Origin of the sequence: Salinicola sp. MH3R3-1 (assembly GCF_001937155.1) — a bacterium.
Classification (GTDB): Bacteria; Pseudomonadota; Gammaproteobacteria; order Pseudomonadales; family Halomonadaceae; genus Salinicola; species Salinicola halophyticus.
On sequence record NZ_MSDP01000019.1, the window covers coordinates 32,591 to 54,204 of the forward strand.

General features: G+C 61.7%; 17 protein-coding genes and 4 tRNA genes. 8 read left to right on the forward strand and 13 right to left on the reverse strand.

The genetic code is table 11. From position 1 onward, the window contains the following. The first annotated feature begins 48 nt into the window (after positions 1-48). Both BTW08_RS12770 and BTW08_RS12775 read left to right on the forward strand, forming a co-directional pair. On the forward strand, positions 49-660 hold the full coding sequence (locus tag BTW08_RS12770) for a YceI family protein (protein ID WP_139313648.1): 612 nt from the start codon (positions 49-51) through the stop codon (positions 658-660). Positions 661-723: 63 nt separating this feature from the next. After that, positions 724-1,746 carry a succinylglutamate desuccinylase/aspartoacylase family protein gene (locus tag BTW08_RS12775; protein ID WP_075562913.1) on the forward strand — a complete coding sequence of 341 codons (1,023 nt, stop codon included), beginning with the start codon at positions 724-726 and terminating at the stop codon, positions 1,744-1,746. 26 nt (positions 1,747-1,772) lie between these two features. Here BTW08_RS12775 and dusA read toward each other — a convergent pair whose 3' ends face one another. From dusA to BTW08_RS12820, 9 genes are all read right to left on the reverse strand, one after another. Next, positions 1,773-2,816: a tRNA dihydrouridine(20/20a) synthase DusA gene (gene dusA / locus BTW08_RS12780; RefSeq protein WP_168170662.1), complete on the reverse strand. Its 1,044-nt coding sequence runs from the start codon at positions 2,814-2,816 to the stop codon at positions 1,773-1,775. Positions 2,817-3,327: 511 nt separating this feature from the next. Beyond that, positions 3,328-3,741, reverse strand: coding sequence for a hypothetical protein (locus BTW08_RS12785; RefSeq protein ID WP_075562915.1), 414 nt, complete (start codon positions 3,739-3,741; stop codon positions 3,328-3,330). Continuing rightward, the gene (locus tag BTW08_RS12790; RefSeq protein ID WP_075562916.1) at positions 3,725-4,408 is read right to left on the reverse strand and encodes a MerR family transcriptional regulator; all 684 of its coding nucleotides are present in this window, start codon (positions 4,406-4,408) and stop codon (positions 3,725-3,727) included. The genes BTW08_RS12785 and BTW08_RS12790 overlap by 17 nt, the downstream gene beginning before the upstream one ends. Before the next feature lie 718 nt (positions 4,409-5,126). Next, positions 5,127-5,213, reverse strand: a tRNA-Leu gene (locus BTW08_RS12795). 100 nt (positions 5,214-5,313) lie between these two features. Continuing rightward, positions 5,314-5,387, reverse strand: a tRNA-Cys gene (locus BTW08_RS12800). A gap of 160 nt (positions 5,388-5,547) precedes the next feature. Continuing rightward, positions 5,548-5,622: transfer RNA gene (locus BTW08_RS12805), tRNA-Gly, on the reverse strand. A 63-nt stretch (positions 5,623-5,685) separates the two neighbouring features. After that, positions 5,686-6,234, reverse strand: a complete 549-nt coding sequence (gene pgsA / locus BTW08_RS12810) for a CDP-diacylglycerol--glycerol-3-phosphate 3-phosphatidyltransferase (protein WP_075562917.1) — start codon at positions 6,232-6,234, stop codon at positions 5,686-5,688. 61 nt (positions 6,235-6,295) lie between these two features. Beyond that, positions 6,296-8,137, reverse strand: a complete 1,842-nt coding sequence (gene uvrC / locus BTW08_RS12815) for an excinuclease ABC subunit UvrC (protein ID WP_075562918.1) — start codon at positions 8,135-8,137, stop codon at positions 6,296-6,298. Positions 8,138-8,219: 82 nt separating this feature from the next. Continuing rightward, complete coding sequence (locus BTW08_RS12820; RefSeq protein ID WP_075562919.1) at positions 8,220-8,867, reverse strand: response regulator; 648 nt, start codon at positions 8,865-8,867, stop codon at positions 8,220-8,222. A gap of 408 nt (positions 8,868-9,275) precedes the next feature. Between BTW08_RS12820 and BTW08_RS12825 the strand changes: the two genes are divergently transcribed. The 5 genes from BTW08_RS12825 to trpC all read left to right on the forward strand — a co-directional run bounded on the left by BTW08_RS12825 (position 9,276) and on the right by trpC (position 12,924). After that, positions 9,276-9,351 (forward strand) — tRNA-Ala (locus BTW08_RS12825). Positions 9,352-9,725: 374 nt separating this feature from the next. Next, positions 9,726-9,998 (forward strand): hypothetical protein, encoded by a 273-nt coding sequence (locus BTW08_RS12830; RefSeq protein WP_075562920.1) that lies wholly within the window; start codon positions 9,726-9,728, stop codon positions 9,996-9,998. Positions 9,999-10,360: 362 nt separating this feature from the next. Beyond that, positions 10,361-10,948 (forward strand): aminodeoxychorismate/anthranilate synthase component II, encoded by a 588-nt coding sequence (locus BTW08_RS12835; protein ID WP_075562921.1) that lies wholly within the window; start codon positions 10,361-10,363, stop codon positions 10,946-10,948. Positions 10,949-10,984: 36 nt separating this feature from the next. Then, positions 10,985-12,004: an anthranilate phosphoribosyltransferase gene (trpD, locus tag BTW08_RS12840; protein ID WP_075562922.1), complete on the forward strand. Its 1,020-nt coding sequence runs from the start codon at positions 10,985-10,987 to the stop codon at positions 12,002-12,004. A gap of 107 nt (positions 12,005-12,111) precedes the next feature. Next, positions 12,112-12,924: an indole-3-glycerol phosphate synthase TrpC gene (gene trpC / locus BTW08_RS12845; RefSeq protein ID WP_075562923.1), complete on the forward strand. Its 813-nt coding sequence runs from the start codon at positions 12,112-12,114 to the stop codon at positions 12,922-12,924. Positions 12,925-13,103: 179 nt separating this feature from the next. Here the strand turns inward: trpC and BTW08_RS12850 are convergent, their stop codons facing one another. From BTW08_RS12850 to BTW08_RS12865, 4 genes are all read right to left on the reverse strand, one after another. After that, a complete protein-coding gene (locus BTW08_RS12850; protein WP_075562924.1) occupies positions 13,104-14,903 on the reverse strand; it encodes a sodium:proton antiporter in 1,800 nt (599 codons plus the stop codon). Positions 14,904-14,992: 89 nt separating this feature from the next. After that, positions 14,993-15,436, reverse strand: a complete 444-nt coding sequence (gene trxC, locus BTW08_RS12855; protein ID WP_075562925.1) for a thioredoxin TrxC — start codon at positions 15,434-15,436, stop codon at positions 14,993-14,995. A gap of 138 nt (positions 15,437-15,574) precedes the next feature. Continuing rightward, positions 15,575-16,198 carry a LysE family transporter gene (locus BTW08_RS12860; protein WP_075562926.1) on the reverse strand — a complete coding sequence of 208 codons (624 nt, stop codon included), beginning with the start codon at positions 16,196-16,198 and terminating at the stop codon, positions 15,575-15,577. A gap of 126 nt (positions 16,199-16,324) precedes the next feature. After that, complete coding sequence (locus tag BTW08_RS12865; RefSeq protein ID WP_139313651.1) at positions 16,325-19,588, reverse strand: FAD-binding and (Fe-S)-binding domain-containing protein; 3,264 nt, start codon at positions 19,586-19,588, stop codon at positions 16,325-16,327. 312 nt (positions 19,589-19,900) lie between these two features. Between BTW08_RS12865 and serS the strand changes: the two genes are divergently transcribed. Then, positions 19,901-21,178 (forward strand): serine--tRNA ligase, encoded by a 1,278-nt coding sequence (gene serS / locus BTW08_RS12870; protein ID WP_075562928.1) that lies wholly within the window; start codon positions 19,901-19,903, stop codon positions 21,176-21,178. Positions 21,179-21,614 lie beyond the last annotated feature (436 nt).

The following is a 21,614-nucleotide window of genomic DNA, read 5'->3' on the forward strand; positions in this document are numbered from 1 at the left end:
CGCGCGTGACGTTTTTCCGTCATTCGCACTCGAGACAAGGAGTTCACCATGGGCCTGATGCGATTGCCTCTACTCACCGCTTCCATGGCGTTCGTGCTGGGTTCGTCGATCTCGACCGCGCAGGCTGAGCCGCGGCGTTTCGAGATCGATCCCGAGCACTTCACCATCGCTTTCATGGTGAATCATCTGGGATACGAGAACCTGCTGGGCCAGTTTCTGGAGGGCGAGGGCAGTTTCGTCTACGACCGCGAGACGCAGGAGCTGAGTTCAGCCCAGGTCACGATCCAGGCCAACAGCGTTTTCACCAATCTCGATGCTCGTGACCGCCACCTCCGGGACGACGATTTTCTGAATGCCGATGATTACCCCCGACTGCATTTCGTGGCCACCGATTTCGAGCCCTCTTCACCGACCACCGGGACGCTGAACGGGGAACTCACCATGTTGGGACGCACCGAGCCGGTAACCCTGGACGTCACGCTGAATCAGGATGAGGTCTACCCTTTCGGGCATGGACGTCCCACCCTGGGTCTATCGGTCCGCGGGGCGCTCGACCGCAGCGACTGGGGCATGGATTACGGCGTCGACAACGGCATGGTCGGCGATCACGTGACCCTGATCTTCGAACTGGAAGCCGTGGAGCAAGACGGCTCGCCATGATGGCCTGATGGCTTTACGATCTCAGGATCTTCTTTACCGATCCATTCATTATCAAGGCTACTCATGGCGCAGGAAGCTTTTACCCTCGTTGGCGAGCGAATCGAGCCGGGCACTCGTCGCCAGGTCGATGTGCCGGTCGCCAAACTCTATACGCACGCGCCAATGCATATTCCGGTCGAGGTGGTGCACGGCCGTCAGCCGGGTCCGGTACTGCTGGTCTGTGGCGCCATTCATGGCGACGAACTCAATGGCGTCGAGATCGTCCGTCGACTGCTGAGGTTGCCCAACCTCTCACGGCTTCGGGGAACGCTCATCGCCGTGCCGGTCGTCAATGTCTTCGGCTTTGTGCAGCAGTCCCGCTACCTGCCTGACCGGCGTGATCTCAACCGCTGCTTTCCGGGCAGCGAGGGCGGGTCGCTTGGCTCGCGGATCGCCGCGCTGTTGCGTGAAGAGATGGTCGATCGGGCCACGCACATTATCGATCTGCACACCGGGGCGATTCATCGTACCAATCTGCCGCAGATTCGCTCCCAGCTGCGCCAGAATCTAGAGACCCAGGCTATGGCCGAGGCATTCGGCGTGCCGGTGATTCTGAATGCCGAGCTGCGAGAAGGGAGCCTGCGTGAGTATGCCCAGAACCGCGGCGTGCCGGTGCTGACCTACGAGGCCGGCGAGGCCCTGCGTTTTGACGAGTGGGCAATTGCGCCCGGGGTTAGAGGGATCCGGCGTGTCATGCGTCTGATCGGCATGCTGCCGGCGGACAGCCGCCGACGGACGCCGCCAGCGGCGGAGATCGCCAACGGCTCGAGCTGGGCGCGGGCGCCGATCGATGGCATCCTGCGGCCACGGGTCAGGCTGGGGGCGCGGGTTGCCAAGCAGCAGACGCTGGGGGTGGTCGCCGATCCGTTCGGCAATGCCGAGGCCCCGGTGGTCGCGAGTGCCGACGGCATCGTCATCGGCATGAGCAATCTGCCGCTGGTCAATGAGGGCGAGGCGCTATTCCACGTCGCTCGCTATGAGGAGATCGACGACGTCGAGAACGCAGTGGAAAGCTTTCAGTCCCGCTACGAGACCACAGGCTTCTAGACTCCCTGTTTCTAAACGGCCGGCTTCTAGATCGCTTCAGATGAGGCTTCCATCAGTTTCTGCTCGTCCACCAGACCCACGGCGTCATCGTAGATCCTGATGCCGGCGCCGTCTCGATGAGCATGTTCCGACAGATGACGGCGGAACCGACGGCCTCCTTTGCAACCCTGAAACAGCCCCAGCAGATGCCGAGTCACGTGGTTGAGCTTGGCGCCCTCGTCGAGCCGCTCGATCACATAGGGACGAAAGGCGCGAGCGACATCGTGACGACTGAAAGCCGGCGCGTTCTCGCCGTAGAGCATGCTGTCGACTCCGGCCAGCAGCCAGGGGTTCTGATAGGCTTCGCGGCCGACCATTACGCTATCGACGCCCGCCGCCAGATGCGTCTGGCACGCTTCCATCGTCTTCACGCCGCCGTTAATGCCGATATGCAGCGCCGGATGATTGGCCTTGAGGCGATAGACGCGTTCATAGTTGAGCGGGGGCACGTCGCGGTTCTGCTTGGGAGACAATCCCTGTAACCACGCCTTGCGCGCATGCACGATGAAGGTGTCGCAACCGGCCGCCGCCACCTGCTCGATGAAGCGCTCGAGATCGGCATCCTCGTCCTGGTCGTCGATACCGATACGGCACTTCACCGTGACCGGGATCGAAACGGCGCGACGCATCGCGGCCACCGCCTCGGCTACCTTGTTGGGGTAGGCCATCAGACAGGCGCCAATCATGTTGTTCTGCACCCGATCGCTGGGGCAACCCACGTTGAGATTGACCTCGTCGTAGCCCCATTCTTCGGCAATGACTGCGCACTCGGCCAGTTCCCCCGGGTCGCTACCGCCCAGCTGTAGCGCCAGCGGATGTTCATCGGCGTTGTAGCCCAGGAAGCGCTCCCGCGGCGAACCATGCAGAATCGCACCGGTGGTGACCATTTCGGTGTACAGCAGAGCACGCCGCGTCAGACAGCGAGCCAGCGCCCGGTAGTCTCTGGTCGTCCATTCCATCATGGGCGCCACCGAAAATCGGCGTGCTTGATCGGCTGGGTTTTGTGTCGGCATATCAGTTAGTTGCGTCATGGCCTGCTGTGTAAATACACACTATTTAATACCATCAAATCCCGTCGATACCGGGCTTGCCGTACCGCTAGTGTACCAGCCGACCCTTTGAACCTGATTCATCGGGGCGTGTGGTACACCAGGCGACTTTTCAGCGGTGTGGTACACGGTGGCGCGCCATTGTACGGAAGAAAGGGCATCCGTCACAGAATGGCGCTGCATCTTGTCCTTGCTTGACTACCTTTTGATCACGTTCTTCAGTATCAATCGCTTCATCTTTGGAAATTCCGGATCGCTGTCGGTGTTACGACGCCACGCGGACCAAGAGTAGGCTTCGACGGCCTAGGATTCATGGGGTAAGCTCCGGGTTAGTGTGACGTTAGGTCGCTAAGTGCAATCAGCACCGAACACAGTCACCGGGCTCGGCAGGGCGGAGGCGCACCGGTTGTGGACAAGTACGGTTCGGCGGTGACGTCGGCTGGAAGACCAGCGGGGCTAGGGCAGCGCTGTTCAGCTGAGAGTGAGGCTCAGGCTATTGGAGGCGACTGCCTTTGAGATTTGGCTTATGTGGCCACGGCACTTCGTACCATGTGGGTTGGGAAGTGGCGTTTATCAGCCGAGAAATATCTGGCCACCACTTTAGCAATCGCATCGCTTCTTTCCAGCCGTCTTGCTTTGACCACTGATTGTCGAGATAAAAGATGGTTATTCCCGCTTGACGAAAAGCGTGTATCTCCGCTGCTCCCTTGCGGAATCGGTCCTTGGAGAGAATGACCCAGTTCCCTTCATCGGCCAACGTTTGCAGCCATTCAAGGTCAGGCGTGCCATAGCCACCGAATTTGTCGGTGACATGCTGGATAGTGTGGTTTTCAGGCAGCAACGTCTGAAGGTGGTGCAGGGCGATGGCGAGATGTGGGCTCAGGTTTTCGTCAATGAAGATGTGCACCCGCGGCTATCCTTTTTTCAAAGTTCGCGGCGCGGATTACTTCATCCTCGGTGACATCGAAAAACCGAGCGACAGTCTCGGCGTTTTCATTCTCGGCTTCGTAAGCCCTGGACAGCGTGTACGTGGAAAGATAGCTGGGTAGCACGTATGGCTTACCAAACCCGCGCCTTGGGTCGATCTGGATCAATGGGTCAGTCGGGTCCGGCTGCCAGGTCACAGGATTTTGGCGTTCATCGAAAGAGATGCTCTTCAGGATCGCGGGACTCATGACTTCGGCGAATACTTTCTGGCGCTTGGCCAAATCCGAAATCCACTCTTCGCCACTTTCCGCGATCGTGCTGAAGAAGACGTTCTTGCCGTCGGTCGCCAAGTGCGGGTTCGTCAGCGGGTAGTCGACCTGGTAGTGGCTTTTCAGGTTGTCGAGTGCACGACGAATGGTTTGAAGGGAAACGCCCTGTTGCTTGAGCGCCCACACTGCTTTTACTTCTAGCAAATCGCGGAAGCTCAAGGCGTCCGGCGCCCCCTTCGCTTCCGGCTCCGGATGCCAGAGAGGTTCATGGGTGTCGTTATCACGCAGCAGCCAGCGCCTGAGTGTGCGGGATTCGATACCCGTCAGCTCCGCCGCTTGTCGCGGACTGTAAAGCCCGATGCCTGTGAGTGCTGTCATGTTTTCTCCCTCTGCTACGAAAAGACCCCGACCGCTTGGCGGGCGAGGACGAGGTTAGGTGTAGCAGTTGCTTTCATCTTAACGGCAGGTTTCAGCAAAAGACAGTGTTACACCGTGTTGGAACCCTTCATGGGCGCCACGGAGAAGGTACGGTTGAGCGTTGTCGTTGTGGCGTTGGATTGGTGTCGGGTCCTGGTGGCGATATCGAAACGGTGGCACGCAAAGTGTCACCTATTCTAAACCGAATCGCCTGGCGCGGCCCGCGTGGCGCCGTGTGCTCAAGTCGTTGGAGCATTGGTCGATAACATTCCCATCAAAGGCCGGGCTCGCACGTTCGCCGCCGATGATCGGGCCAACCTTCGATGACTTCGAATCGAGTCGTCCGACGCTTTTTGTCGCTTCCCTGCGACACCTTCGACTCGATGCACGGGGTGGCAACGCCAGGTGTCATCGAGTCGCTTTTTCCCTGCGAATCTCAGCGCCAGTTTTCCACACTCTACATTCGATTGATGGCTCTCGAGAACGGCACTCCGCCTTCAAGCTTGGCATGAAGCGGGCATTTTCAGAATGGGAATCACGCTTCTGGGGAGGGCGTATCTATCGCAGGGGGCGAATCATCTATCACACGGGCCGTGATCTACCGGGAGCCGATAGTGTAGTGATGATGAACACCGGAACCGTCGATCATTTGCAGCGAGGGAAGGGTCTAGCCTGAAGATGGTGCCCGGAGCCGGGCTCGAACCGGCACGGTGTTGCCACCGAGGGATTTTAAGTCCCTTGCGTCTACCAATTTCGCCATCCGGGCCGACGACATCCGGTCAATCTTGTCCGGTCGCTTTCTGAAAAACGAAGTGCCGGTAACCAGAGGAGTAACCGAATCGCTCGGATTCGATCTACTTGAGAAGTGGAGGCTGGAGTCGGAATCGAACCGGCGTACACGGAGTTGCAGTCCGCTGCATAACCACTCTGCCATCCAGCCTGATTTCGAGTTACGAGAATCTGTCGTTTGGACTGATCTTTCCAGTGCAGATGACTTGGATATCTCGGATCGAAATATGCGTTTGGAGCGGGAAAGGAGATTTGACCGGGCTGGCGTTCCAGCTTCCGACCCTCGCTGACCGTTTCCATCACATCATGTTTGGAGCGGGAAAGGAGATTCGAACTCCCGACCCTCGCCTTGGCAAGGCGATGCTCTACCACTGAGCTATTCCCGCTGAACACGCCGTCGCATTATAAGGATAAGTGCGTAAGTGTCAAACGCTTATGTCGTTTTTCGGTCAGAGCGAGCGCGTCAGTTCCGGCCATGCGGCCTTGAGATACTGAGCCATCGACCACAGCGTCAGACATGCCGCCGCGTAGAGCAGTACGATGCCGAGATGGGCGATCGAGGAAGTCGGAGCAAAGCCCAGCAGCAGCAGCAGGGAAATCATCTGCAGCGTCGTTTTCGACTTGCCGATCCAGGATACCGCGACTTGCTTGCGCTGACCGATTTCCGCCATCCACTCGCGCAGGGCCGAGATCACGATTTCCCGGCCGATGATGACCAGGGCCGGCAGCGTCAGCCACCAGACCTGGTAGCGCTCGATCAGCAGCGCCAGCGCGACCGCCACCATGACCTTGTCCGCGACGGGATCGAGGAAGGCGCCGAACGGTGTGCTCTGATCCCAGCGCCTGGCCAGATAGCCATCCAGCCAGTCGGTGATCGCGGCGAGCCCGAACAGCGCCGCCGTCACCAGCATGCTCCAGCTGTAGGGAATATAGAACAGCACCACCATGAGCGGGATGAACACGATTCTTGCCAGGGTGAGCATGTTGGGAATGTTCATCGTGCCTCTAGCATCCTTACTGGGAGGTGAAAGTCGGGCAGTTTACGCCTGATGAGTGTGCTCATCCATGAAGTGCTTGGTGAATGGTAGCTGCCATCTGTTCATTGATCCCGGGAACGCGTGAAAGATCGTCTCTGGTCGCCTTGCGCACGCCCTGCAGCCCTCCGAAAAAGCGTAACAGCTCACGGCGACGTTTCGGCCCGACGCCGGGAATATCCTGTAGCGTCGAGGTCCGGCGCTGCTTGTCGCGGCGCTGACGGTGCCCGGTGATCGCGAAACGGTGCGCCTCGTCGCGAATATGCTGAAGCAGGTGCAGCGCTGGAGAACTGGTATCGAGATCGAGTGTGCGGTCCACCGTCTCGATGAACAAGGTTTCCAGGCCGGCCTTGCGAGTGGTTCCCTTGGCGACGCCGATCAATGCGACCCCGGTGACCTCCAGTTCCACAAGCACTTCCCGGGCCATGTTCAACTGGCCCTTGCCGCCGTCGACGATGAGGATGTCCGGCAGTTTGCCTTCGCCTTTCTGGAGACGCTTGAAGCGTCGGGTCAATGCCTGCCGCATTGCCGCGTAGTCGTCACCGGCGGCGACGCCTTCGATGTTGAAACGCCGATAGTCGGATTTGGCGGGGCCGTTGTGATCAAACACCACGCAGGAGGCAACAGTCGCCTCGCCATGGCTGTGACTGATGTCGAAACACTCGAGGCGAGCAGGAGTCGCCGGCACGTCCAGCGCCTCGCGCAGCGACTCGAAACGCTTGCCCAGTTGACTGCGATTGGCGAGCTGGGTCGCCAAGTGCTGCTCGGCGTTGGTGATGGCCAGTTTCCGCCACTGCGCGCGGTGGCCGCGTACCTGGGCAGCAACGCGGATTCGGCGTCCGGCGTGCTCGCTTAACGCAGCCTGCAGCAGTTCGCTATCCGTCAACGGATGCGAGGCGATGATCTCGAGCGGAATCTCCTTGGACTGCCCCAGGTAGTACTGACTGACGAATTCGCTGAGCAGTTCGTCCGCGGCGAGATCCAGGCCGTTGTCGGGCTGATGGTGCCTGGCGCCGAGCATGCGCCCCTGGCGAATGGCCAGGACGCTGATGCAGAGTCCGCCGGGCTGCTCGGCCAGCGCGAAGATATCGGCATCACCATCGGCGTTGTCGACGTACTGCTTCTCCTGCAGCCGGCGCAGCTGCTGAACCTGGTCCCGCAGGCGTGCGGCCTCCTCGAAATTCAGCGAGTCGCTGGCGCGCTCCATGCTGGCGGTCAGCTGCTGAGTGACCTGCTCGCTGCGCCCTTCGAGGCACATCATGGCGTGCTCGACATCTTGACGGTAGTCGGCTTCGCTGATGTAGTCGACGCAGGGCGCGCTGCAGCGCTTGATCTGATACTGCAGACAAGGGCGGTGGCGATGAGCAAAGACGCTATCTTCGCAGTTGCGGATACGAAAGATCTTCTGCATCAGCGACAGACTCTCGCGAACCGCGGTTGAACTCGGGTAGGGCCCGAGATAGCGCCCGTCACGCCGCTTCTGCCGAACCCGTTTGAACTCCAGCGCGGGGTAAGGGTGCCGGTCGCTGACGAAGACGTAGGGATACGACTTGTCGTCGCGCAACAAGATGTTGTAGGGCGGGCGCAGCTCCTTGATCAAGGTCTGTTCGAGAAGCAGTGCTTCGGTCTCGCTGCGGGTGATCGTGACCTGGATGTCTTCGATTCGCGCGACCAGCGCCTGGGTCTTGGCATTCAGGGCGCCACGAAAATAACTGGCCAGCCGCGGCTTCAGCCGTTTGGCCTTGCCGACGTAAAGCACGTTGGCATGCTCGTCAAGCATGCGGTACACGCCCGGCGACTCCGAAACCGACTTCAGGAAGTGCTTGGCATCAAAGCGTGGCAGGGTATCGATCGAGGATTCATTCATCGCCGAAGTATATCAAAATCCTGGCGGTACACGCCGAGGTTTACCGCTGTGGAAAGGCGTAGAATCCATGATTTCCGGGCCATCACGATATTGGTTCGAAGCCTTCCAGCATGCCGTAGCGCAGGCCGAGATGGGTCAGTTCCACGTCCGACTGCACCTGCAGTTTGTCGAAGATACGGTAGCGGTAGGTGTTGACCGTCTTGGGGCTGAGGCAGAGCTGCTCCGAGATCCGATTCACTTTCTGGCAGTGGATGATCATGGTCGCGATCTGCAGCTCGCGGTGCGAGAGCTGATCGAACGGGCTCTGAAGTCCTGCGCTGCGAGCGAGCACCAATCGCTGCGCAATGTCGGGACTAATGAAGCGCTCGCCGGCGGCAACTCGGCGCACAGCGTCGATCATCAGGTCCAGTTCGGTGCCCTTGCTGATGAACCCGCTGACGCCGGAATCGATCAGCCGCTGGGCAGTTCCTTCTTCGACCTGGCCGGTGAGGACGACGATCCGGATCGCGGGTTGCGTCTTGAGCAGTTTCAGAATCGTTTCCAGACCGCCGATGCCCGGCATTCGAATATCGATCATCGCGATATCCGGCAGATGCTCCCGACAGCCTTGCAGCGCACTTTCTCCGCTGTCGGCTTCGGCAACGATCTCGATGTCAGGCTCGCAGGCCAGTACGCGAGCAATGCTTGTACGCACCAGATGATGGTCGTCGGCTACCAGTACCTTGATCAAGATGACTCCTGAATTCTGGCGTTATCCGCGCAAACTCGCCGTGGACGACCATATTGGGCGCCCACCAATGGCAACATTGAAATCTGCTTTTTCTGCATGGGCCAGCCACGCGCTGAGGTCCAAGGTGTTAACGCCAGGATCCGTCTAGCTGAGGCCTCGATGATAGTGAGGAACGCTGGATCGGTATTCTGCGATGTCCGATTTTGCTTATCCCTTGTTGATCGAGTGTGCCAGATTACCCGATCATATGCTCCCTATTCGAGCCGGGAATTTGCGGCCGACAAAATCGCGTCGGGCGGCGATATTCGGCGTGCCGGGCGCAGGTCGCGGCGGGGAATTCACTCGGGGGTTGACCTCGAGTTCGAGGCCTTTTATAGTGCGTCGCGTCCTGAGGGACAGTCGTTATCAGGGGCCTTAGCTCAGCTGGGAGAGCGCAACACTGGCAGTGTTGAGGTCAGCGGTTCGATCCCGCTAGGCTCCACCAGAATCGCTTTCGAAAAAGCCGCTCGCCGCCAACGCGTCGAGCGGCTTTTTCGTGTTTACGGCCTAAGTTCTGGCTTAAGTTCTGACCTAAGTTCTGACCTAAGTTCTGGCCATTCGAATTAGGCGAATTATGCGGGCTTCTTCGCCCGTTTGCCTCGCCGAACGTCTCCCACAATGTTTCACGCCGCGAACGCGACAGCGATTCGTGTCGAGCAGTCACAATGATAAGCCGCGATGTGGTCAGGGATATCGGCGGGGAGCCCTATGCAAGAGTTCGTTTTCGATGTGGTCATCAGACCTAAATTTTCGTCTCCGCGATGCTGGGAGGCGTTGGTACCCGCTCTGCCGGGGCTGACGACGGAGGCGCCAAGCGACATGGAGGCCTTCGAGCAGATCCAGGATCAGATCCTTCCTCACCTGGCGCGGCGACTCGCGCGTGGCGAAGGCGTTCCCCGGCAATCTCGAGTCGGTCAATACGTCGGCAGCTATGGCCTCGTTTTCTGGCAATTCCTGAGCGTGCGACTGGGTCCCTTGAAGGCCGGGCAGATCGCGATCGAGCCGATCTTTCCTGATATCGGCGAGCTGATGACGAGACTCGAAGGGGGCATCGTCGAGGACCTGTCGGCGGAAGAAGCAGAAGTCGAGTGACGAGGCCTGACACGAGTGAAGGTGCTGCGTGAGAGAGACCGGGAACGCGGACGAACGAGGTGTCGACAAGGCCGCGCCACCGATTGACAGGGCGAGTCGGCACACGGCACTATACCGGACATGAAAACGAACCAATCGCACAGACCGAACCAGTGGTGGTGGCGCCTTTAACGCAAGGGTGGCTCGCCGGCGTCTGTGGATTGACGTTCGATAACAATGCCGCCCCATGGGGCGGCATTTTTTTTGTGTGCTCGTTTCGTTCCATGAGGTGGCATCGCTGAAACGATCGGCTCGGGTGATGATGCCGAGCAGGAAATCGGGAACTCAGGCCGATTGATTCGACATACCAGGAGTTTGTTTCCATGTCCGTCCTCATGATCGATAACTACGACAGCTTTACCTTCAACATCGTCCAGTATCTGGGGGAGTTGGGGGCGAAAGTGATTACCGTGCGCAACGATGAAGTGGACCTCGCTGACCTCGAGCGCTACGAACCGACTCATCTGGTGGTTTCGCCCGGGCCGTGTACGCCCAACGAGGCGGGTATCTCGATGGCGGCGATTCGCCACTTTGCCGGCAAGATTCCGATATTGGGCGTGTGCCTGGGTCATCAGGCGATCGGTCAGGTGTATGGTGGCGACGTGATTCGGGCGCCGCAGGTGATGCATGGCAAGACCTCACGAATTCGCCACCGGGAGAAGGGGGTCTTCGAGGGGCTCGAAGATCCGCTGGAAGTGACGCGCTACCATTCACTGGTAGTCGATGTGGAAAGCCTGCCTGACTGCCTCGAAGTCACGGCATGGGTGGACGACGACGATCCGACCCCGGGGCTGATCATGGGGTTGAAGCACAAGACGCTGGATATCGAAGGGGTGCAATTTCACCCCGAATCGATTCTGTCTCGCCAGGGGCACGAACTGCTGGCCAATTTCTTGAAACGGCGCGCCTGATCCGAAACGGTCGGCCGGGAAGGGCGAGGACACAACATGCAAATGCGGGACGCGATCGGCGCGGTCATGCGCGGTCACAACCTCAGTTACGAAGATACCCATGCCGTGATGCACGCCATCATGACCGGGGAAGCGACAGAAGCGCAGATCGGCGGCTTCCTGATCGGACTGGCGATGAAGGGGGAAACCGCCGACGAGATCACGGCGGCGGCACAGGTGATGCGTGAACTGATGCAGCCGGTCTCGATCGACTGCGACAACATCGTCGATATCGTCGGTACTGGCGGCGACGGCGCCAACCTGTTCAACGTCTCCACGGCCTCGAGCTTCGTCGTCGCGGCGGCTGGCGGCCACGTCGCCAAGCACGGTAACCGGGGCGTATCGTCTTCCGCTGGCAGTGCGGATCTGTTCGACGTGGCGGGCATCTATCTCGATCTGGATGCGGCGACCATTGCGCGCTGCATCGAACAGGTCGGCGTGGGTTTCATGTTCGCGCCACGGCATCATCAGGCGATGCGTCATGCCATCGGTCCGCGACGTGAGATGGGCGTGCGCACGGTATTCAACATTCTCGGGCCGTTGACCAATCCGGCCGGTGCCCCCAATCAGTTGCTGGGCGTCTACGCGCCGCATCTGGTGCCGCTGGTGGCGGAATCGCTGCGCAAGCTGGGCAGCGAACACGTCCTGGTCGTCCACGCCGAGGATGGTCTGGATGAAATCTCGGTAGCGGCACCGACGCGGGTCGCCGAACTGCGCGATGGCGAGATCCGCGAGTACACCATCACGCCCGAATCCCTGGGGATCGAACGGCAATCGCTCGAAGCGCTGAAGGTGGTGACCGCCGAAGACAGTCTCAAGCTGGTCAAGGAGGCGCTGGTCGGCAAGGGTACGGCAGGGGATATCGTGGCGCTCAACGCCGGCGCGGCGCTATTTGCCGCCGGCATCGCCGACTCGCTCAAGGAAGGCGTGCTGATGGCGCAGGACGCCCAGGCCTCCAAGCTGCCGCTGGAGAAGCTCAAGGAGCTCTCCGATTTCACTCGCGTCTTTGCCGACTGATGTCAGCGCGTCTTATAGCCCCAGTGCCTTTTAGCCTAAATGCCTTTTAGCCTAAGTGCCTTCGCCGAACGAGCGTTGTAGCCGAACCAGCTCAACAGGAATCCAAGATGACCGACGCCGCCGATAATGAACTGCCGACCATTCTGGCCAAGATTCTGACGCGTAAGCGTGAGGAGATCGCCGAGCGTCGCCAGGCGGTCAGTGAGCAGGAATGGCTCGCGCGGGCGAAAACGCAGAGCGCACCGCGGGGATTCGTCTCGGCGCTCAACGCCTGCATCGATGGCGGAGACCCCGCCGTGATCGCCGAAATCAAGAAGGCCTCGCCGTCCAGAGGCGTTATCCGCGAGGATTTTCGCCCGGCGGAAATTGCGATCGACTACGCGGCAGCGGGCGCCAGCTGTCTGTCGGTATTGACCGATGCCGACTATTTTCAGGGCCACGAAGACTATCTGATCGCCGTGCGGGAAGCGTGTGACCTGCCGGTCATCCGCAAGGATTTCATCATCGATGGCTATCAGATCGCCGAAGCGAGAGGGATCGGCGCCGACTGCATCCTGTTGATCGTGGCGGCGCTCGACGACGCCCAGCTCAAGGATCTCCACCAGCAGGCGACGGCGCTGGGCATGGATGTGCTGGTCGAAGTACACGATATCTTCGAGCTCGAGCGGGCGTTGATGCTGGATCTGCCGCTGGTCGGCATCAACAATCGCGATCTGCGCACCTTCGAAACCTCGCTCGACACCACCTTCGAGCTGCTCAAGCGCATCCCCCAAGGGGTGACGGTCGTGACCGAATCCGGCATCAACACCCGCGACGATGTCGCCCGCATGCGCGAATATGACGTCAACGCCTTCCTGGTGGGCGAGGCGTTCATGCGTGAGGAAGAGCCGGGCAGCGCGCTACGCCGAATGTTCTTCTAGCGTCGATTCGCGTTTGACCCACGGCCCCGGAACGATCATCGATCCTGTCGACGCCGCTGCTCGAGTATTAGTCGAGGAGCGGCGTCTGTCGTTGGTTAGGCGGTCACTCTCGACGCATTGACGGCATGGCTTCGTGGAGATGCGAGGCCAGCCGGGAAGTCCAGTCGGGAAAGGGCGGGTTAGAACTCCGGCGAGTCGGGAAAGATCAGGCTGATCAGGGTGTCGCCGGCTTTGGGCGTCAGAGGCTTGTCGGCGGTGGCGATACGGATGCGACCGCTGGTCGAGAGCGTGAACAGCGTCAACAGCCGATCGCGATGGATGCGCCGATAGTCGTCGATGTCGAAGCTATCGCTGATCTTGGCGTGACGAACGACGGCGCCCTGAGAGATCAGGCTGGATAGCCGGGTGAAGGTGGTATTGCCGTCGAACAGCAGTGGCAGGTGGGCCAGTGCCTGCTGATGGTGGCGCCGCGCACTGCGCGATGATTCGACGGCCAGGCGAAACACCTTGCCATGACCCAGAATATGCTCGAAGTGCAGCGCGGCGAGGTTGTTGAGCTCGCGATAGGGCGACAGCGGCAGCAGATGGCCGAGACCGGCCAGGCCCAGATGCTGGGAGGCGTGCTCCGATAGCGGATTGCCGTAGTAGATGGGCAGATTGGCCATTCGCGCTTCCTGGATCGCATCCCAGTTGTGGTCGCACAGGCGCACCGCGAAGCCGGCTTCCTGCAGAGCGCTGCCCAGTGCTCTGGCGACCGGGTTGGCGCCGATGACCAGAAAGCCCGACGCCCTCGGCGCATTGACCTTCAGGAGCCGGGCCAGCGGCCGCGAAAACAGGCTCTGGACGACGACGGTACTGATGATCACCAGAAACGTGATCGGTACCAGCAGCTCGGCCCCGGGCACTTCCAAGGCTTCGAGTCGAATCGCGAACAGCGACGCCACCGCCGCCGCGACGATACCGCGCGGGGAAAGCCACGCCAGTAACGCCTTTTCCCGCCAGTTGAGCGAGCTACCCCAGGTGCACAACCACACCGCCAGCGGACGCGCCACCCATACCAGAATGGCCAGAAACACCCAGGCTTCCCACGACAGCAGTCCCAGCTGCTCGAGACTCAGGCGTGCCGCCAGCAGAATGAACAGTCCCGAGATCAGCAGGATCGACAGCGTCTCCTTGAATTCCAGGATCGGCTGCGTCGGCACGCCACGCATGTTGGCCATCCAGACGCCCATGACGGTCACTGTCAGTAGACCGGATTCATGGAACAGCTGATTGGAGAGGGTGAACAGCGTCAGCATGATCATCAGGGTGCCGAAGCTGTGAAGACGCTGCGGCAGCCAGTAATGACGCAGCACGCTGCCCCACAGGTAGCCGCCTGCGGTACCTAGCCCGAAGCCGATCACCGCCGTCTGGGCAAAACTGATCAAGGTGTGGGCGGCGGCACCGTTGGAGAGCCCCAGCGAGACGAATTCATAGACCAGTACGGCACCGATGGCGCCGATCGGATCGATCAGAATGCCTTCCCAGCGCAGAATCTGGCTGACGTGTTCGCGAGCGCGAAGCGTCTGCAGCATCGGCAGTACCACGGTCGGCCCGGTAACCACCAGCAGGGCGCCCAGCACGCTGGCCATTTCCCACGACAATCCCAAGATGAGATGAGCGGCGGCGATCGCGATCAGCGCGGTGATCAGCGCGCCCCAGGTCACCAGCCGACTGACGGTCCGGCCATGGCCGCGCAGCTCACGAAAGTCGAGCGTCAGCGCCCCCTCGAACAGGATCACCGCCACCGCCAGCGACACTAGCGGAAACAGCAGCTCCCCGAGCACCGCGTCGGGTTCGAGCACGCCGGTCACCGGACCCACGACGATGCCGGCTATCAGCAGCGGTAAAATGGCCGGGACACGCAGTTGCCAGGCGACCCACTGACAGATCAGCGCCAGCAGGCCGATGCCGGTCAGCGCTAGGGCGGCATTTTCCATGGCAGTCTCTCCGGGCCGGGGCAAAGGGCGCGCAGACTAGCCGGGGCATGCGACCGATGCAATGCCGAACGGCCCGAGAAACGAGATTTTCAGGGTGTGGCAGTTTGTCGCCGGACCCAGCTGATGATATCCGCCTGACCCATGGCGCCGGCCTGGCGGGCGATCTCGCGACCGCCGCGAAACAGAATCAGCGTGGGGATGCTGCGGATGCCATAGCGTGACGCAACATCGGTGGCGGCTTCGGTATCCAGCTTGGCCAGGCGGATCTGCGGTTCGAGCTCGCCGGCAGCCTTGGCGAATCCCGGTGCCATCGCTTTGCACGGCCCACACCAGTCGGCCCAGAAATCGACCAGCAGCGGAAGATCGCTGCGCGACAGGTGGCGGTCGAAGTTGGCGGAATCCAGCGCCAACGGTTCGCCGGTGAACAGCGCGTTATGGCACTGCCCGCAGTTGGGACTGTCCGTCAGGCGAGCGTTGGCGACGCGATTGACGGCGTGGCAGTGGGGGCAGACGACGTGTTGGGCTTCGGACATGGCGAGACGAGCTCCGGATGAAAGGATTGCCGCCGAGCATAGATGAAGAAGAGTGCGGTTGCTCGGGTGATCGACGGCCGTTGAGTCATGCGGTTTCGGGGTAGCGCTTCAGATGTACCGCGCTCTCATGTCGCAACTTCAGCGCAGCGTGATCAGTCGACCGCCGTAGCCGATGAACACGACACCAGCGCAGCGTTCGATCCAGTGCCGCGTGCGCCGATACAGGGCGCGCAGCCGCGGCGTGGTAGAGGCGAGTGCGATCAAGCTGTACCAGCACACGGAGACCGCCAGCATCGCGGCGATACAGATAATGCCCATCCATGCCGGTGCGTGGGCCGGCAGCGTCGAGGCGAACAGGCTGCTCACGAACAGCGCCGTCTTCGGGTTCGAGGCGCCGGTGAGCACGCCTCGGCGGTAGACCTGACTACCGGATAGCCCGGGATGCGTGTGGATCGCCTCATCGCCCGCGCCGCGGAAGCTGTGCAGAATCAGTCGTCCGCCGAGAAACAGCAGATAGGCACCGCCGACCAGTTTGAGCGTGAGGTAGAGCCACGGCGCCAGCGCAAACAGCAGGGCAATGCCGAAATAGCCGAACAGCCCCCAGGCGAATGTACCCGTGGCGAGCCCGGCGACGGCGATCATCGCTGCACGGCGCCCGTGTACGATCCCCGTCTGCAGCGTCAGAAAGAAGTTAGGCCCCGGGGTGACGGCAGCTACTGTCCAGATGGCGATGAAATTGACCAGAATCCAGTTGCTCGACATGAAGCGTGCTCCTATTCAATGAAGCGACAGGCCAGAACGTGAAGCGACAGGCTCTGGGTCGGCAAAGTATGGCACGAGATCGACGGTTGCCGACGTCCGCCGATGGCTTACCGCCTCGTCTCAACGTCAAGACACTGCGCCGACGATCCTGACGTGCTTCAGCAGCGCCTGCAGCGGGTGCGGCAATGTCTGATCGGAGAGCCGCTTGACTTGGCTCCGGCAGGAGTAGCCGGTGGCCAGCAGTCGGCCTGAATGGGCATCGTCCTCCACCGGCGCGCGCCATGAGAGATCGTAGATCGTTTCCGACGTCTCGCGATGGCGGGCTTCATGACCGTAAGTGCCTGACATGCCGCAGCAGCCGGTGGCAACGAGGTCCAGTGTGAGCCCGAAACGCGCGAACAGTTGCTGCCACGCCTTGGGACTGCCCGGTGCGTTGGTTTTCTCGGTGCAGTGGCTCATCAGACGATACCCGAGATCGACGGATTCGAGAGCGTCGGCGCTGAAATCCGGCGGCAGGATCGAGGGCCCCAGCGACAGCAGCCACTCCTGCAGCAGCAGGACTTCCGGTACCGCTTGCGGCCCCAGTGTCTTGATGTACTCCTGCCGATAGGTGAGCGTCATCGCCGGATCGATGCCCACCAGCGGCACGCCGAAACGGGCGAGCGCCCTGAGTCCGGCGGCCTGCTTTTCGGCCGTGCGCGCGAAGCGGCCGAGGAATCCCTGCACCTGCAGCGGTTTGCCGTTGGGCTGGAACGGGGCGACGAACACCCGAATATCGAGCCGCGACAGCAGTTCGATCACGTCCATCACCAGCCGCGACTCGAAGTGGCTGGTGAAGGCGTCCTGGACCAGCACCACGCTGCGACGCTTCTGCGCGTCGGTCAGCCTGCCCAGCGTCAGCGGCGTGGCCTCGGCGATCCCCCAGGCATCGAGCATTTTCCCGAGGCTGGCGCGGGAGAGCTTCGGGCTATCGACGATGCCGAGACCTTTCGCCAGGAAGCGGTCGACCAGGCGGTTGTCGAGCAGGGCGTTGTAGAGCGGTGCGGCAGGCTGCAGGTGTGGAATCACGAACTCCAGCCCGCCGATCAGGTAGTCCCGTAGCGGCCGGGCGTAACGACTGTGATAGCTCTCGAGAAAGCGCGAGCGGAAGTCGGGCACGTCGACCTTGATCGGACACTGGCCAGCGCAGGACTTGCACGCCAGACACCCGGCCATGGCGTCGTAGACCTGATGCGAGAAATCGTCCTCGCCCCGGCGCCGGGCAATCGCTCGCTGGAGCTTGCCGGGCTGGGCGGCGAGCCAGGCGCCGAACCCGGCGCGGCGCTGCGCCTGAGCCATCTCGAGGACGTCGACGCCGGCATTGCCCTGGCGGCGAAGCCACTCGCGCATCAGACTGGCTCGCCCCTTGGGGGAGTGCACGCGCTCGCGAGTCGCTTTCCACGACGGACACATGGCGTCATCGGGGTCGTAGTTGTAGCAGGCCCCGTTGCCGTTGCAGTAGACCGCGCTGGCGTTCTCCTGCCACACGCGCTCATCGATCTGGCGGTCCAGTTCGCCCCGCGTCGTCACCCCATCGATCGCCAGCAACCCGGGATCGTGACCGTCCACGATGCCGATGTGTGCTGACCTGTCTCTCGACGCTGCGGATTGCGTGGCGGTCTCATTTGCGCTGCCCGCGGCTTCGGGCGGGATGGAAAGACCCTCGGTCTCGGGAGGGCTAAAAAGCGGCGGGATGGAAAGAGGCGTCGCGATCTTGCCGGGATTGAACTGGTTGTGCGGATCGAAGGCCGCCTTGACGCTTTGCAATGCCGGATAGAGCTCGCCGAAGAAGCGCGGCGAGTACTCCGAACGCACGCCCTTGCCGTGTTCGCCCCACAGCAGGCCGCCATAGCGCTGGGTCAGCGCCGCGACTTCGTCGGAAATCTCGCGGATCAGGCGCGCCTGATCGGGATCCTTCATGTCGATGGCGGGGCGCACATGGAGCACGCCGGCATCGACGTGACCGAACATGCCGTATTCGAGGTCGCGGGCGTCCAGCAGCTGGCGGAACTCGGCGATATAATCGGCCAGGCGTTCCGGCGGCACCGCGGTGTCTTCGACGAACGGGATCGGACGTTTTTCGCCCTTGGCGTCGACCCTGGCATTGCCGAGCAGGCCCACGGCACGTTTGCGCATGGCGTAGACCCGGCCGATCTGCGGTCGGCCCTCTGCCAGGGTATAGCCGAGCCGTTCGACGCTGGCGTCCGCGCCCAGATGATCGGTGAAGGCCCGTACGCGCTCGGCCAGTCGTGCCGAATCGTCGTCGTTGAACTCGACCAAATTGATGCCGCGAATGGGCGCGCCTCGATCACCATTGTCATTAACGACGGCAGGGAAGAACTCCGCCACGCTGTCCCAGACGAAGTCCTCCATCGCCAGCTGGAGCACGCGATCGTCGATCGTCTCGATCGAGGTGGGATCGCCTACCGACATCAGCGCCTTGGCATCGCGTAGCGCCTCCATGAAACTGGCGTAGCGCACGTTGACCAGGGTCGAATGGCGCGGCAACGGCAGCACGTTGAGCGTCGCCTCGTTGAGCAGCGCCAGCGAGCCTTCGGAACCACATAGCACGCTGTTGAGATCGAACCGGCCCTGGTCATCGATCAGATGGGCCAGATCGTAGCCGGTCAGACAGCGGTTGAGCGGCGGGAAAACCGAGGCGATGCGTTCGCGCTCGGTCTCGGCGATGCCGCTGACCGCGCGGTAGATCTCGCCGACCCGATCATCGCGTTGGCAGGCGGTCGTCAACGCCTCGTTGTCCAGCGGCCAGCTCTCGAAACGCTCGCCGCCCGGCAGCACGATATCGAGCCCGAGCACGTGGTCGCGGGTCTTGCCGTACTCGCAGCTGCCCTGACCGCTGGCATCGGTGGAAATCATGCCGCCGAGTGTGGCGCGATTGGAGGTCGAGAGTTCCGGAGCGAAGAACAGGCCGTGCGGTTTGAGAGCCGCGTTGAGCTGATCCTTGACCACGCCTGCCTGTACCCGCACGCGGCGGTTTTCGACGTCGATCTCGAGGATCCGGTTCATGTGCCGGGAAACATCCACCACCAGCCCGTCGGTCAGCGACTGACCGTTGGTGCCGGTGCCGCCGCCACGCGGGGCGAGCACGATATCGCGATACGTCTCCCGGCCGATCAGCCGAGCGATCAGCTCGAGATCCTGGGCGACGCGCGGATAGAGAACCGCCGCCGGCTGACGCTGGTAGATCGAATTGTCGGTGGCCAGTACGGTGCGGTTGGCGGCGTCATCGCCGATATCGCCGTGAAAGCCGGCCGCAGCCAGCTCGTCGAGGAATCGGCGGTAGCGCTCGGGCAGAGTCAGCTCGGCATCGGCCGGGTCAAGGCGTGTCATTATCGTCATGCAGCAAAGCCATCAGGTCGGGCCGGTCAGGCGGCCGTCGCCGGGTAGATTTCCACCTGGCAGGTTGTCGGTTCACAGCGCTTACAGCGCTCGAGGGCGAACAGTTTAGCGCGCCAGATCGTGGTGTGACACGAATCCCGGGTGGCGCATGGTGCCGGGGTGGGGTTTTCCCTACAATATTCTCCTCGTCAACAATGATCGCCAGAACGGTTAGCTGCCGTCGCCGGTCGTGCGGCGGTCGTCACGGTTTTCATTTCAGACTGTTCATTTCGAACTTTCCATTTCAAACAACGGAACCCACTCATGCTCGATCCGAAGCTGTTGCGTAGCGATCCGCAGTTCATCGCCGAACGCCTGGCCCTGCGGGGCTTCACTCTCGATACCGCGCAGCTCGAGTCGCTCGAGTCCCGCCGTCGTGAGCTGCAGACGCGGACCGAGCAGCTGCAGAACGAGCGTAACGTGCGCTCCAGGTCGATCGGCAAGGCCAAGGCCGCCGGCGAGGACATTCAGCCGCTGCTGGCCGAAGTCGGCCAGCTCGGCGACGACCTCGATACGGCCAAGCGTGAGCTGGGCGAAGTGCAGCAGGCCTGGGACGATCTGGTCGCCGGGCTGCCCAATCTGCCACATGCAGACGTGCCACAAGGGGCGGACGAGAGCGACAACGTCGAGCTGCATCGCTGGGGTGCGCCGCGGGACTTCGATTTCGACGTCCGTGACCATGTCGATCTGGGCGCTCGATTCGGCTATCTCGATTTCGAGATGGCGACCAAGCTGACCGGTTCGCGTTTCGCCGTAATGCGTGGGCCGATCGCCCGCCTGCACCGGGCGCTGGCGCAGTTCATGCTCGACAAGCAGACGCAGGAGCACGGGTACGAAGAGTGCTATGTGCCGTATATGGTCAACGCCGAGACGCTGACCGGTACCGGACAGCTACCCAAGTTCGGTGAGGATCTGTTCAAGCTTGCCGACAGCGACTATTACCTGATCCCCACCGCCGAGGTGCCGCTGACCAACTTCGTGCGCGACGAGATTCTCGATCACGCCGCACTGCCGCTGAAGTTGACCGCCCATACCCCGTGTTTTCGCAGCGAGGCCGGCGCCTACGGTCGCGACACCCGCGGCATGATTCGTCAGCACCAGTTCGACAAGGTCGAGATGGTCCAGGTGGTCGATCCGGCCACCAGCTACGAGGCGCTGGAATCCATGCGGGGGCATGCCGAGGCGATCCTGCAGGCGCTGGAACTGCCGTATCGGGTGGTGACCCTGTGCACCGGCGACATGGGCGCCAGCGCCACCAAGACCTACGATCTGGAAGTGTGGCTGCCGAGCCAGCAGACCTATCGCGAGATCTCCTCGGTCTCCAACTGCGAGGATTACCAGGCGCGGCGGATGCAGGCGCGTTTCCGCAGCCCTGAACAGAAAAAGCCGCAGCTGGTGCACACGCTGAACGGCTCCGGTCTGGCGGTAGGGCGCTGTCTGCTGGCGGTGCTGGAAAACTACCAGAATGCCGACGGCAGCGTGGACGTGCCGGCAGCCCTGGCGCCGTACATGGGCGGGCTCACGCGCTTCAACGCCGAGTGACGGTGTGACGATTCCCGACCCTTCATAGCAAAAGGTTATGAAGGGTCGTTTGGTTATAACCCTACAAACAAGCGTTACTTCGCCTATCCGCTACGGGGCATTAAACTTTGCTACTTGCGTCCTGAACCGATGGCTGGCGGCATACCAGACGCGACGGTTCCATCGCCCATCCCCAACCGACGGCCCGACTCGTGACCGATTTCCTCACCCTGCAATACGATCCGTCCCGCCTCGACGTTCACCTGATCGGTGGCGGCAGCGAGGCGCTGGCGCTGGCGCAGCGTATCACCGGGCTGATGCCGGTCGTGACCGTGCATGCGGTGTCGCTGATGCCAGCCCTGGCGTCTCTGTGCGGCGCCCAAGGGTGGGTGGTGCGTGACGATGAACCGGTGGCTGGGGCGGGGCAGCTATGGCTGGTCGCCAGCGGGGATGGGGA